General features: G+C 44.0%; 9 protein-coding genes and 1 pseudogene. 7 read left to right on the forward strand and 3 right to left on the reverse strand.

Annotated features, from left to right (window positions below; all coding sequences use genetic code 11):
- Window positions 1–183: 183 nt before the first annotated feature.
- The 3 genes from NIES592_RS18820 to NIES592_RS25360 form a co-directional block, all read right to left on the reverse strand.
- On the reverse strand, window positions 184–633 hold the full coding sequence (locus NIES592_RS18820) for a hypothetical protein (protein ID WP_062244302.1): 450 nt from the start codon (window positions 631–633) through the stop codon (window positions 184–186).
- A 140-nt stretch (window positions 634–773) separates the two neighbouring features.
- Complete coding sequence (locus NIES592_RS18825; RefSeq protein ID WP_073556552.1) at window positions 774–1,952, reverse strand: anhydro-N-acetylmuramic acid kinase; 1,179 nt, start codon at window positions 1,950–1,952, stop codon at window positions 774–776.
- Window positions 1,953–2,022: 70 nt separating this feature from the next.
- Complete coding sequence (locus NIES592_RS25360; RefSeq protein WP_178379583.1) at window positions 2,023–2,160, reverse strand: hypothetical protein; 138 nt, start codon at window positions 2,158–2,160, stop codon at window positions 2,023–2,025.
- Between the two features lie 215 nt (window positions 2,161–2,375).
- Here NIES592_RS25360 and NIES592_RS18830 point away from each other — a divergent pair.
- From NIES592_RS18830 to ggt, 7 genes and pseudogenes are all read left to right on the forward strand, one after another.
- Window positions 2,376–2,798: pseudogene (locus NIES592_RS18830) on the forward strand (EamA family transporter); the annotation flags it as partial.
- Between the two features lie 327 nt (window positions 2,799–3,125).
- Window positions 3,126–4,802, forward strand: a complete 1,677-nt coding sequence (locus NIES592_RS18835; protein WP_062244297.1) for an alpha/beta hydrolase — start codon at window positions 3,126–3,128, stop codon at window positions 4,800–4,802.
- A 106-nt stretch (window positions 4,803–4,908) separates the two neighbouring features.
- Entirely contained in the window at window positions 4,909–7,644 is a 2,736-nt protein-coding gene (locus NIES592_RS18840) for an MGH1-like glycoside hydrolase domain-containing protein (protein WP_073556582.1), read from the forward strand.
- Between the two features lie 452 nt (window positions 7,645–8,096).
- Window positions 8,097–9,824 (forward strand): diflavin flavoprotein, encoded by a 1,728-nt coding sequence (locus NIES592_RS18845; protein ID WP_073556553.1) that lies wholly within the window; start codon window positions 8,097–8,099, stop codon window positions 9,822–9,824.
- 212 nt (window positions 9,825–10,036) lie between these two features.
- Window positions 10,037–10,555: a phosphate-starvation-inducible PsiE family protein gene (locus tag NIES592_RS18850; RefSeq protein WP_062250437.1), complete on the forward strand. Its 519-nt coding sequence runs from the start codon at window positions 10,037–10,039 to the stop codon at window positions 10,553–10,555.
- 122 nt (window positions 10,556–10,677) lie between these two features.
- Complete coding sequence (locus tag NIES592_RS18855; RefSeq protein WP_073556554.1) at window positions 10,678–12,420, forward strand: diflavin flavoprotein; 1,743 nt, start codon at window positions 10,678–10,680, stop codon at window positions 12,418–12,420.
- Window positions 12,421–12,807: 387 nt separating this feature from the next.
- On the forward strand, window positions 12,808–14,655 hold the full coding sequence (ggt, locus tag NIES592_RS18860; protein ID WP_073556555.1) for a gamma-glutamyltransferase: 1,848 nt from the start codon (window positions 12,808–12,810) through the stop codon (window positions 14,653–14,655).
- Window positions 14,656–14,761 lie beyond the last annotated feature (106 nt).

A 14,761-nucleotide genomic window follows, 5' to 3' on the forward strand; every position in this document is an offset into this window, starting at 1 on the left:
TGACTCCAATGTTCAAAAGTAGAAAACGATACAAAAGGTACTAGTATCTTTGGCTTTGCCTTGTATTTTAGTTTGCCCACTTTTGACTCAGTTCATTAACTCTGGATAAAGGAATGTTAGTAGTTAGTAGTTGGTAGTCAGTTGTTAGCGGTTATTATTAAGCACTATACACTTGGCAATTTTTCAGTTTGTACGCTGGCGTTCTAGACTCGCTTCCATTGTGATAGTTAAATAGTGACCAGCCATAATGCCACTAGTTAAGTAGTAGCTGTCATCGTTCACTCGATGTAGAGTTTCAAAACCGCTGCGACGTTCGCGATCGCTCAGTACCCAGTAACGCTGCACAATTGTATCTAAACCAATCCAGCCCTCGCCTTCAACTTGCCCTAAAATATTATGTTGTAGTAAAAAAGTATACTGCCGCGCACCTACATCTAAACGTCCTTTATACTGCAAGGCAATATCCGGGCGATCGCTACCAGGAAAAATCAACTTTGTTGCCATTGTGAACCAATTATCTCGATTCCAAGCCACCAAAGTCATACCCTTAACATTGATTGGTAGACCATCGCGTTCCAGCCAACTCCCTTGTAATACCCAGCGTCCGGGTTGCAATAAAAACGTATGAGCCACCTTGTCAAATTCCTTGCCGTTGAGCGAGTACCGCCAAGATAGCATAGTATCGGTGGGGAGGTGGGGGAGTGTGAGGAGTGTGGGGAGTGGGGGGGGAGTGTGAGGAGAATAAATAGTAACAAATGACCAATGACTATTGACTATTGACTAAAATTTATTTCTCCTAACAATACTCGTTTGCTTGCTCCAGTAACAGTTGGTAAGTTACCGGGAAAGCCTAATTGTCGCCAGTAGGCTAAGACTGCAAAGGCGATCGCTTCTTTGAAATCTGCGCTCAATCCAACTTCATCTGTTGTTAAAACTGGCACTGGTTCTAAAAGCTGTTGTAAGCGATTTTTTAAATAAAGATTGCGACTACCACCACCGCATAAAAACACTCTTTCTGGCAATTTTGGTAAAAAAGAGCGGTAATTGTGAACAATAGAAACGGCTGTTAGTTCTGTGAGGGTTGCTAGTAAATCTACGGAATTGAGTTGGTATTGTTCAGAATCTTTGATACACTCTTGTAGGTAATCAACACCAAATAATTCTCGGCCTGTAGACTTTGGTGGTGGCAGATGAAAGTACTCTTGCTCCAGCCAATGTTCAACTAAGGCATGACAAGGGGTTCCACTAGCAGCCCAAGAGCCGTTTTCATCATAGGTTTTTGTGCCATTTGTTAAATACTGTACTGCCAGATCCAATAAGCTATTTCCCGGTCCGGTATCCCAACCACGAATCTTTTCTAACCAATGATCTGGCTGAGAATCTTGCCGAGGAGGTAGATAAGTAAGATTACCAATACCACCAATATTTTGAATACAACGTGCTTCTTGGGGATGACTAAACAAAGCAGCATCTACAGGCGATACAAGGGGCGCACCTTGACCACCAGCAGCAACATCTGCTACACGGAAGTTATTTACAGTTGTTATACCTGTTAATTGAGCAATGACAGCACCGCGACCGAGTTGGAGAGTATAACCTAAACGATGGCGGGGTGAAGTGTTTTCCCTATCTCCCACACCAGCTGGTCGATGGTAAACTGTTTGACCGTGAGAACCAATTAAATTAGCTGGTTGGTGATCGACTTGAATGTTTTGTGCGGCTTGAGCAAAAGCAATTGCGATCGCATCATCTAATTCTGCCAACTCTGCCATTGAGATGGCTTGACCAGCACAAACAGCCAAAATACGTTTTCTTAGATCATCTTGGTAGGGATATGTTGCTCCGGCTACGAATTCTACTTGTAAATCAAAGCCTGTACCAGAAATATCTACTAAAGCAGCATCTATACCATCTACAGATGTGCCACTTATTAAACCGATGACGCGAGTCATATATATTGTTAATGGTTGGTAGTTAGTGGTTAGTTATATCACAAAGCTTATGTTTTGCTCGGTAATTAGGCTATCTAGTGACCTTTACCGTAGAATAGCGATGATTAATCGGATGAGAATATTTCTCAATAGAAAAACCTACTCCCAATGCTTTGTAAAATCCAATTGCAAAAGCGATCGCCACTCCATCTCCTAAAGCCTGATTCATAACGGCGTTGCTGAATCAAGATAGATATGAATTTACAATTCACGGGTATGACCAGACGTAGTAGAGACGTAGCATTGCTACGTCTCTACGTCTGGTCAATGATTTGGCATCGAACTACAGAAATGTATGCACACATAATTCATGACCAAATTCAGCAACGCCTTCATAACAAATCGAAAATTTTCACGCTGAACCTATATCCCGATGAGACAGTGGTGATTATCTTAGCAGCAGTCACATGGGCAGTCTATGCTTTAGCACAAAAAAAGTTATTAAAATCTTTATCTTCATCCAATATCATGTTAATGATTTATGGAGGATGTACATTATTTTTCTCTGTATTTGCAAAACCAAAAACAATATTTAATCTTGATTACTTTCATGCTGCAACATTACTTTTTTGTGCCTTAAATACTCTGATTGCCTATGGTGCTTTTTCGGAAGCTTTGGAACATTGGGAAGTATCATGCGTAAGTGCTGTATTGGCTTCGACTCCGATTATCACTTTATTGTCAGTAGAATTTATATCAGTAATCGCACCTAATTTAATCGCTCCCGAAAAATTAACCCTGGTAGGAATGTTAGGAACAGTTTTAGTTATCACTAGTTCAGTAGCGAACGCTTTGGGTAAACGCTAGTTAAATTTTATTTAATCAGTACTATTACTCTTGATTTAATTCAGTTAAGAGGATTCTAAATATTTATGATTTGCATACGCAAGCGTATGTTTTTTTTATTTGATATGATGTCATCGTTAGCGTCAACTAGCTGATTTGCTCGACGACTAGATAAGTAACTCAACTTATCCAGTAAACTTAACTAAAGTTCAATATTGAATTTCTAAATTTCCAGAAACTGCAAAAAATCCGTACATTAGAGGCGCATCACAAAAACTAAACCCAGGGTGTAGGAATAACTACCACAATACACGCCTCGTCAACAACATCACTGTGTATGGTTGAACGATGAATAGCTTGTTTAGTAAGTGGGTCAGCACCCTCACAAAAAATTGGCAGTTGCTGGTTCTATCTACGGTGCTGCCAACCTTTGGGTTGAGTCATTCAGCCTTGGCAGCAGAGCGAATTTATGGATCTTATTCAGCCATAGAACGTTCTGTTTCCGTTACAGCCTTGGAAAACTTCGCCACAAATGGCGTAGTAGATGAAGAATTGGCAGTTTATACCCAATTTCTCAAACCAGAACAACTTCAGGAGTTGCGGCGGGTATTAATTAGTCCGATTAAGGTTCATCCTGTGGCAGTATCACAATTTCTCCATACACCGCAGGGAGAATTTTTGCTAAAACGCTTGGGAGGAGTGATTAGAACCGAATCTCGCCAACCAAAATCAGGATTCCATGCTTTGCGATCGGCGTTGATTTTAGCAGCAAATGAACCAGGAGGCTTAACACTACTAAATTTGGTGCGGAAGTATCCCAATTCCAGCATTCATATTGACTTAGCGCGTACTCTGGGTATTGCAGCAGAACTAACAAAAATGGTGGATGACACTAACCGCGCCGTAGAAGCAGTTTTGCAAAAGTCTGCCACAGAAGCTGCCAGGATGCCATCATCATTTAATCTTTCCCAATTGCCAGATGTACGGCGTCAGGGAAAATTTGTTGTGACAAAAACCTCGTTGAATCAAATAGATGGCGCAAGAGGGCGGGAACGACTTTTATTGAGCGATGTTTATCTTCCTAACGCCCGCACCAAAGTACCCGTGATCGTTATTTCTCACGGTTTAGGTACAGACAGCAGCAACTTTCAATACTTAGCTGAGTATCTAGCTTCCCACGGTTTTGCTGTTGTTGTTCCCAACCATCCGGGTAGCAATACTCAACAACTGCGATCGCTACTTAACGGCAGTGCCAAAGAAATATCACAAGCGGAAGAATTTTACAACCGTCCTTTGGACATAAAATATATATTAGATCGATTAGAGAATGATGCTAACTTTAAGAATCGGCTAAACCTACAACAAGTAGGTGTAATTGGGCAATCTTTTGGTGGTTACACAGCTTTAGCTTTAGCTGGTGCAAAGATTAACTTTAAGAAATTAAATAAAGACTGTCACGAACAGAAACTCCAGCAGACTTGGAACATGTCTTTGCTATTCCAGTGTCGTGCCTTAGAATTGCATGGCAAGAACTATGGTATTAGCTATAACCTGCGAGATGAGCGAGTTAAAGCTGTGATTGCAATTAACCCAATTACCAGCAGTATCTTTGGTGAAGCGGGCTTAAGTCAAATTAAAATTCCAGTCATGATAGTTGCTGGCAGTGATGATACGATCGCACCTGCCTTATATGAGCAAATACAACCCTTCTCGTGGATTACAAATTCTCACAAGTATCTCGTCTTACTTGCCGGTGGAACACATTTTTCTAGTATCGGCGAGAGTAGTAATGCTTCTAAACAAGTACCGTTACCTTCAAACTTAATTGGAGATGATCCAAGGCAAGCACGTCGTTATGTAAGCATGTTAAGTATGCCTTTTTTGCAAACTTACGTTGGTGGCATATCGAGATACTCTCCCTATTTGAATGCTGGCTATGCTAAATATATCTCTAACCAGAATATGAGCTTAAGTCTAATTCAGTCTTTGACTCCAAATGAATTGGCAAGAGCTACAGCAAAGTAGGTAAAAAATGATCGCGATCGCGCTTGAGTCTTCTATGACGTAGATACTTGAGGAGTTACAGCCTTAGTTAAAGTAAAAAATGATCGCGATCGCGCTTGAGTCTTCTATGACCGTAGAGAAACAACGGCTCGAACAAAACCGTACTGGCAAAGTCGATTGGTACAAATGGGGACCATATTTGAGTGAACGCCAGTGGGGAACGGTGCGCGAAGATTATAGTGTTGATGGGAATGCTTGGAATTACTTCCCGCACGATCATGCGCGATCGCGAGCGTATCGTTGGGGCGAAGATGGACTAGGCGGGCTCACCGATAACCACAACTTACTCTGCTTTGCACTGGCGCTATGGAATGGCAAAGACCCCATCCTCAAAGAGCGGTTGTTTGGGTTGACCAACGGCGAAGGCAACCACGGCGAAGATGTAAAAGAATACTACTTTTATATCGATAGCACGCCCACCCACTCGTACATGAAGTACCTCTACAAATACCCCCAGGCAGAGTTTCCTTACAATGATTTAGTTAACACCAATCGTAGCCGTAGCCGTTATGAACTGGAATACGAGTTGTTAGATACAGGCATCTTTGACGACGATCGCTACTTTGATGTGTTTGTAGAATACGCCAAAGCAGATGCCGAAGATATTTTGATTAAAATCAGCATTGTCAACCGGGGGTCTGAAGCCGCTACCATTCATGTGCTACCAACCTTTTGGTTTCGTAACACTTGGTCTTGGGCAGATGGTGGAGCCAAGCCTGTATTAACAAAGGTTGAGGGAACGGCTAACAGTGTGGTTCATGCCCACATTACAGATACCCTGCTGAATCAACACATCAGCGATTACTACTTCTACTGTGATGGTATACCTGCGCTGCTGTTTACGGAGAATGAAACAAACAATCAGCGATTATTTGGCACACCCAATGCCAGCCCCTATGTGAAAGACGGCATCAACAATTACATTGTGCATGGGCAGCAAGATGCCATTAATCCCAGCAATGTTGGCACAAAAGTTTCACCCCATTACAAAATTAATGTTGGGGCAAACGAGACAAAGGTGATCCGATTGCGCCTCTCAAAACATGCTCCAGATCAGGTGGCGGAGCCATTTAGCACCGACTTCGAGCAAACGTTTGTGACTCGTATTCAGGAAGCAGATGAATTCTATAAGACTGTGATTCCACCATCAGTTTTAGCAGATAGCGATCGCACCAATGTCATGCGGCAGGCACTGGCTGGGATGATGTGGACAAAACAATACTTTTACTACGACCTGAATCAATGGCTGAGGGAGCGCAACGTTACCCCTTGGACGCTAGCAGCCCACAGGAAGCACGTGCGGAACAGCGATTGGTTTCATATGTATAACGATGATATTATTTCCATGCCAGACAAGTGGGAATATCCCTGGTATGCGGCCTGGGATTTGGCATTTCACGTGATCCCTATTAGTTTAATCGATCCGGACTTTGCCAAAGATCAACTGATGCTGATGCTACAGGAAGATTACTTGCATCCCAACGGGCAAATTCCTGCCTATGAATGGAACTTTGGCGATGTGAATCCACCTGTACATGCCTTTGCCACCTGGGAAATTTACACCCGCGATCGCGAACGGAACAACGGTGTGGGCGATATTGAATTCCTCAAATACGCCTTTTCCAAATTGCTGATCAACTTCACTTGGTGGGTCAACCGCAAAGACGAAGGTGGCAATAATTTATTTCAAGGTGGATTTTTGGGACTGGACAACATAGGAGTATTTGATCGCAGCTCAGCGTTACCCACAGGCGGCTACCTCGATCAAGCAGACGGGACAGCCTGGATGGTGTTCTTCAGTCAGCGCATGTTCCAGATTGCGATTGAACTGGCACTCCACGATCCGCTCTACGAAGACTTTGCAATCAAGTTTTTTGAACATACCATGTGGATTGCTGGAGCTATGGATCGGATTGGTGAACACCATGACGAACTGTGGGATGAAGAAGATGGCTTCTTCTACGATGTGTTGCGCTTTCCTAACGGCAACTCCACCCGCTTAAAAGTGCGATCATTGGTGGGCTTATTATCACTGATGGCAGTAGCCGTCTTCCCACGTGAAGCCTTTGAAAAACTGCCACGCTTTCAAGCAGAGGCACAAAAGTTCATTTTGCAGCATCCCGAACTGACTCAAAAAGTCCATCTCCCCAATCAGCTTGGGGAGCGAGGACGACTGATGTTGTCTATCTTGAACGAAGACAAACTGCGCCGTGTTCTCTCCACAATGCTGGATAAATCAGAGTTTCTGAGCGATTACGGGATTCGTTCTCTTTCCCGTTATCACTTGGAACATCCCTACTACTTCTATCACGCGGGACAGGAGTACAAAGTAGGATACGTTCCCGGTGACTCTACCTCAGGTATGTTCGGTGGCAATTCTAACTGGCGCGGTCCCATCTGGATGCCTGTCAATCTTTTGCTGTTGCGATCGCTACTTCATCTCTATAGCTACTACGGCGATGCCTTTACCGTTGAATACCCCACAGGATCTGGTAAATACCTATCGCTGTTTGACATCACCCAGCAAATCAGCGAGCGAATTGTGAGTATTTTTCTCAAGGATAAATCCGGTCGCCGTCCGGTCTATGGCGGTAGTGAAAAGTTCCAGACAGATCCGCACTGGCGCGATCTAATTCTGTTCTACGAATATTTCCACGGGGATAATGGGGCAGGAATCGGTGCGAGTCACCAAACTGGATGGACTGGCTGCGTTGCTCGAATTATTCAGGGTTTGGGCTACTTTACTAAGGAAACTGTGTTGGATACCATAACACCAGGCGAACTGGCAAAGTACCGTGTTTGAATTGCTTGCATTGCTGTATTTAGTATAAAGTCGCATTTTTAGCGAAATTCCCGTAGCTAAACTCTGCGCTCCCTAGCGTTCTCCTTTGCGATCCTTTGCGTTTAAAAATACTACAAATTAATGCAAACCATTATCGAGCGCTAATTTTAGCTGCAACACTGGGTGGCTTGTCTGGATCGCTGCTAGGGGGCTACCTCCATTTATGGTTGGCGTTGGGCATTTGCGTCTTCACTGAGTGTCTGACTCACGGTGTTACCGTTGAGGCGATCGCTCTTTGCTAGGCTTGTTAATCGCACAAACTTTATGATAAGCATCAGCTAATAAATATGTATCCAATATTTAAAATAACTAATAACAGTCTTTAGAAATTGACATTTTACAAATCTAGTGCATCCAGATAAACATTAAATAAGGTAAAGCATTATTACGAAGATTGCTGGAGGCAGCAGCGTATGGTTGCACTAACTGCTCGTGAAAATACCAAACCCCAAGGTCGCTTGACCATGCAAACAATTGAGATTGGGGTTGAGACGATCGCTATTCGTTCTCTAGATTGGGATCGCGATCGCTTTGATATTGAGTTTGGATTGCAGAATGGTACAACCTATAATTCCTTTCTCATCCAAGGTGAAAAGACTGCCCTGGTTGATACCTCTCACCGCAAGTTTCAGCAATTATACTTAGATGTGGTCAAAGGATTAATTGACCTCTCAACCCTCGACTACTTAATTATTAGCCATACCGAACCAGATCACAGTGGACTGGTGAAAGAGGTATTGCAGTTAGCCCCCCAAGTCACAGTAGTAGGGGCCAAGGTTGCCATCCAATTTTTAGAAAACATGGTACATCAGCCATTCTCATCTTTAATCGTCAAGAATGGCGATCGCTTGGATTTAGGCAACGGACATGAGTTAGAATTTGTCTCCGCTCCCAATCTGCATTGGCCAGATACTATTTTTACCTACGATGCCAAAACCCGCATCCTTTATACTTGTGATGCTTTTGGAATGCACTACTGTGATGACCATACCTTTGACGAAGATCCAGAACTAATAGAACAAGATTTTAAATATTATTATGATTGCCTGATGGGGCCAAATGCCCGTTCTGTGTTGTCTGCAATCAAGCGGATGGAAAAATTAGATGTCGGCATGATTGCCACGGGACACGGCCCTTTATTACAACACCACCTCTTAGACTGGGTGAATTACTATCAAAAATGGAGCCAGGAGCAAGCCAAAACAGATACCTTAGTAGCCCTCTTCTACTGTGAAGATTACGGATACAGCGACCAATTAGCAAGGGCGATCGCTCATGGGATCACAAGAAATGGTGTTGCAGTAGAACTGGTAGATTTAAGTACTACTGAACCCCAAGAAGTCCGGGAATTAGTCAACCAAGCAACCGGTTTAGTGATTGGAATGCCATCCCAATCTGATCAAAATGCCCATGCAGCTTTAAGTACCATTCTCGCCGCCGCCCACAACAAACAAGCAGTCGGGCTGTTTGAAACTGGTGGTGGGGAAGATGAACCAATTTATCCCCTACGGAACAAGTTTCAAGAAATTGGACTCACCGAAGCTTTTCCCCCAATTTTGATCAAAGAACCGCCCACACAAGCAACTGAACAAATGTGTGATGAAGCAGGAACTGATATCGGACAATGGTTAACGCGCGATCGCACCATTAAGCAAATTAAAACTCTAGATAATGACTTAGAACGGGCATTAGGAAGACTAAGCAGTGGACTCTACATTCTGACTGCCCAAAAAGGCGATGTTAGTAGTGCCATGTTAGCCTCCTGGGTGATGCAAGCAAGTATGAATCCCTTAGGAGTTGCCATTGCAGTTGCCAAAGATCGGGCAATAGAATCCTTGCTGCATGTAGGCGATCGCTTTATTCTCAACGTCCTTGAGGAAGACAACTACCAAAGCTTAATGAAACACTTCCTCAAGCGTTTTCCCCCCGGTGCAGATCGGTTTGCAGATATCAAAACTTATCCCGCTAGCAATGGCTGTCCCATTTTGGCAGATGCCCTAGCATACATGGAATGTGAAGTCACAACCCGCATGGAGTGCAGCGATCACTGGATCATTTACAGCAACGTCCACACTGGTAGAGTCGCCAAACTAGACGCCCTCACCGCCGTCCATCATCGGAAGGTTGGTAACCATTATTAAGGTATGAGGGGTATGAGGAGTGTGAGGGGTATGAGGGGTGTGAGAAGTATGAGGAGTATGAGAGGTATGAGAAATACAAGAATAAATATTATTTCTTTCACTCCCCCCACTCCCCCCACTCTTCACACTCCCCCACACCTCACACTCCCCTCACTCCTCACACTCCCCCCACTCCCCCCACTCCCCACCTCCCGCACTGGAGTTATTACATGATGCAATTGCTGAAAGATTTGCCTGTCAAACCTGTTAAGCGAGAAAGTTGGTTGAATTTAGGTCGGATTGTGCAAGCACTGGAATTTGTTCAAGATTTAATTGTGATTTCTTTGTGCATCGGGCTATTTAGCTTTATGGTGCTGCAAATCTGGACTATGTTCCTTTCTCTTATCCCCCCGATCCACTTCCACGTTGTGACAGCAGATATCCTATCATTGCTGATTTTAGTCGAGTTATTCCGTCTGCTGATTATTTACTTGCAAGAGCAACGAGTTTCGATTGGGGTTGCTGTGGAAGTTTCGATTGTTTCTGTACTCCGAGAAATGATTGTACGGGGTGTATTAGAAACGACGTTTATGCAAGTATTGGCTGCTTGCGCATTTTTACTGGTATTGGGTGTGTTGATGGTGCTGAGGGTTTGGCTACCTCCAACTTTTGAAGGTATTGATCCTGAACAAGAAGTTTCGAGGCGTTATAAGAGACGTCTTGCTAAAGAAATGGGCCATTCTGATTTTTGAATTAGCGCAAGGTTTTGTTTGGAAGATCGAACACCGTGCAAGGCGATGCACACGGATGGGTTATTCCGTTTGCACAATAGCTTACTGATTTACTTACGTCTCTACAACCACCAACCTTTACTATGTCTTTCTCAACTGTAATCCCAACTCTCAGTCGTCCCCGTGATGTTCAAGTTGCTGAAATTGGTATTAATACTTTAGTTTTGCGATCGCGAACTTGGGAACGTCTCAAGTTTGAGGTTGAATACGCCCGTCAAAAAGGCACTACAGCCAATTCTTATTTGATTCAAGCCCAGCAAACTGCTTTGATTGATCCTCCTGGTGAGTCTTTTACCCAGATTTTTTTAGAAGAGTTACAGAAACACCAAGATTTGGGTAAGTTGGATTACATCATTCTCAATCACGTCAATCCTAACCGGATGGCAACTCTCAAAGTCTTGATGGAAAAAGCACCCCAAGTCAAGATTGTCTGTTCTAAACCTGGTGCAAATGTCCTGAAAAACACCTTTCCTGACTGGGAGTCAAAAATACAACTTGTTCGTTCCGAAGATACTCTTAACTTGGGCGGCGAACATCAATTGCAATTTGTCACAGTACCGACTCCCCGATGGGCAGATGGTATGTGTACTTACGACGTTGCTACTCGCATTCTTTATACTGACAAGTTGTTTGGCGTACATGTCTGTAGTGATGTCCTGTTTGATGAAGATTGGAAACAACTGGATGGCGATCGCCGCTATTATTTTGAATGTCTCCACGCCACCCAAGCCAAACAAGTAGAAGCAGCTTTAGATAAATTAGCACCTCTAAAAGCGAAATATTACGCCCCTGGTCACGGGCCGATTGTTCGCTACAGTCTCAGTCGCTTTAGTTACGATTACCGCCAATGGTGTCAGGAACAAAAAAATCAAGAATTGCGAGTAGCCTTGCTTTATGCTTCTGCCTACGGTAACACGGCAACTTTAGCACAGGCGATCGCCCAAGGATTAATTCAAACTGGAGTTGCAGTCGAATCTATCAACTGCGAACTAGCAGAACCCAGTGAAATTACTCGCGCCATTGAAGCTTGCGATGGCTTTATCATCGGTTCTCCTACTTTAGGCGGCCATGCACCCACCCAAATTCAAACTGCTTTGGGAATTGTCCTCTCGGCGGCGGCGAAAACCAAATTAGCGGGTGTATTTGGTTCCTACGGTTGGAGTGGGGAAGCGATCGACCTGATTGAAAGTAAACTATTAGATGCCAATTACCGCTTAGGGTTTAACACTATCCGCATTCGCTTCAGTCCTACTGAGTTCACTTTGCAACAATGCCAGGATGCGGGAGCAGAATTTGCCCAAGTCTTGAAAAAGAAAAAGAAACTCCGCAGTCCCCGCCAAGCGTTAACAGCAGCGCAAGTAGACCGGACAGAACAAGCCGTTGGACGCATTATTGGTTCTTTGTGTGTTATTAGTACTCGCCGCGGAGATAGCCACAGTGGAATCCTCACATCGTGGGTATCTCAGGCTACTTTCAACCCTCCCGGTTTAATGATTGCGATCGCCCAAGATCAAAATGCCGATGCCATGATTCATCCTGGTGATCAATTTGTCCTGAATATTCTCAAAGAAGGACGTAACCTCAGACGCTACTTTTCCTACCACAGTACGCCGGGTGATCATCCTTTTGCTCAATTAGCAACCAAAACAGCTAATAACGGTTGCTTGATTCTTTGTGATGCCCTTGCCTATCTAGAATGTACTGTGCAAAAACGAACCGAATGTGGCGATCGCTGGTTAATTTATGCCACTGTAGATAAAGGCGAAGTCTTAGAACCAACGGGTGTCACCGCCATTCAGCATCGGAAATCAGGTAGTCATTATTAATCACAAATTACTCACAACATGAATTTTTTTACCAAAAGATAACATAAACGCACACCCAAAATCCATCTGTGTGCATCTGTGTGCATCAGTGTTCGATTCACAACTTAATGTTGGCAGAAGCCGCCCCTTATACTCACGCACACCCCAAATCTATCAGAGTGCATCGGTGTAATATTTACAACTTAATGTCAGCATGAGTCACCCCTTATACCCGCACACACCCAAAATCTATCACAGTCCATCGGTGTCCATCTGTGTGCATCGGTGATCGATTTTCAAAACATATATATTCTGTCACCTCTCCAATTCACAACAGAGAATAAATTGAGGTGATTTGAGAAAATCATCATCTATGTGATACTTGGGTGAGTGCTGTATGTAATCAAAATGCCCAAATTCCGTCCCCACACACAGGTTTTACTTTTTGTATATTACCTGTGTTTTTCTGCATCACTTTTTTACAACCACAAACAAGTAACTGCCACCATTAGCTTACCCCTACGCACCAAAAAAGCTATGGTGGTGTCTGCTCATCCCCTCGCCAGTAACGCAGGGTTGCAAATCTTACGCAAAGGTGGTAATGCAATTGATGCAGCTGTAGCGACGACTTTTGCTATTTCCGTGGTAGAACCTTTTTCGGCGGGAATTGGTGGCGGTGGCTTTTTGCTGTTTCGCGATGCCAAAACAGGAGAAATTAAAGCTTTAGATTTTCGCGAACGCGCCCCACTCAAAGCAACGAGAAATATGTATTTGGATGCCCAAGGTAAAGTGCGTCCGAATCTAAGTATAAATGGTCACTTAGCAGTAGCAACACCAGGGACGGTGGCAGGACTGTACGAAGTACATCAACGTTATGGTAAATTGCCTTGGGCAGAAGTTGTAAAACCTGCGATCGCTCTTGCCAAAGATGGGTTTATCCTGAGTCCTCATGTAACGTGGCGTTCGATCACAGCCCACCAAACTCGCAAGCAAGCAATTCTCACTAACCCAGCAGCACGGGCAATTTTCACTCGCAACGGGGAATTGTATCAACCAGGAGAAAAATTAGTACAGCGTGACTTGGCAAAAACTTTAACAGCAATCTCCCAGAACCCCCGCAGTTTTTATACTGGAAATATCGCCCGTGCCATAGCTACTGACATGGCAAAAAATGGTGGTTTGGTAACTCTAGAAGACTTGAAATCCTACCAACCCATCTGGCGCACTCCTGTATGTGGCAATTTTCGCCAAGCAAGAATTTGCTCCATGCCACCTCCTTCTTCTGGAGGCGTGCATTTATTACAAATGCTCAATATTATCGGTTCCACTGATTTAAAATCTTTAGGATGGCGTCATCCAGATGCCATCCACCTGATGGTAGAAGCAATGAAAATTGCTTATGCTGATCGCTCACAATTGTTAGGCGATCCTAATTTTGTCAAAGTACCTATACAACAATTACTCAGCCCTGCCTATGCCCAACTGCGTCGGGCTGAAATTACAATGAATAGAGCTAGGGCTGCAACTGAAGTCAAGCCTGCGAATATAAAATTACAGCAGAATCTTACTCCTCAACCTCTTCTGTGTAGGCAGAAATCGAGACTAATTTCTGCAAGTAATTCTTTGATGATCACTCACAACACCCAGGAAACATTCTACAAACCCCGCTACGAGTCTACAGAAACCAGTCATCTTAACGTTGTAGATGCACAACGCAACACCGTAAGTCTAACTTTTACTGTTAACTTGGGATTTGGCGCTGCTGTGGTTGCTGATGGGACGGGAATTGTACTTAATAATGAAATGGATGATTTTGCCGCTGCACCGGGAGTACCGAATGCTTTTGGTTTACTGGGTAACGAAGCTAATGCGATCGCGCCATGCAAAACACCTTTATCTAGCATGACTCCGACGATTGTGACTGAAAATGGCCGCCTACGTTTAGCGGTGGGTGCGCCTGGTGGTGGTACTATTATTACCCAAGTACTGCAAGTCATTCTAAATGTGCTGGAATACAACATGGATGTAGGCGCAGCCGTTTCTGTCCCTCGCATCCATCATCAGTGGCTTCCTGATGAGTTGCGAGTCGAACCCTTTGGTTTGGATGCTCTCACCTTGGTAGAATTACAGCGTCGGGGACACAAAATTAAACAAACCCAGCCTTGGGGTAATATTAACGCGATCGCAGTTACGTCTGATGGAAGTTTAGAAGCAGCAGCCGATCCACGTGGTGAAGGATCAGCAAGAGGATATTAAATTAGGTGATGGGGTGTAGACGCGCTCTGCGCGGCTTCCCGTAGGGTAGGGGTGATGGGGATTAGTAGCCATTAACCACTAACCACCAACAACCAACTACTAACAA

Source organism: Fischerella major NIES-592 (assembly GCF_001904645.1).
Lineage (GTDB): Bacteria > Cyanobacteriota > Cyanobacteriia > Cyanobacteriales > Nostocaceae > Fischerella > Fischerella thermalis.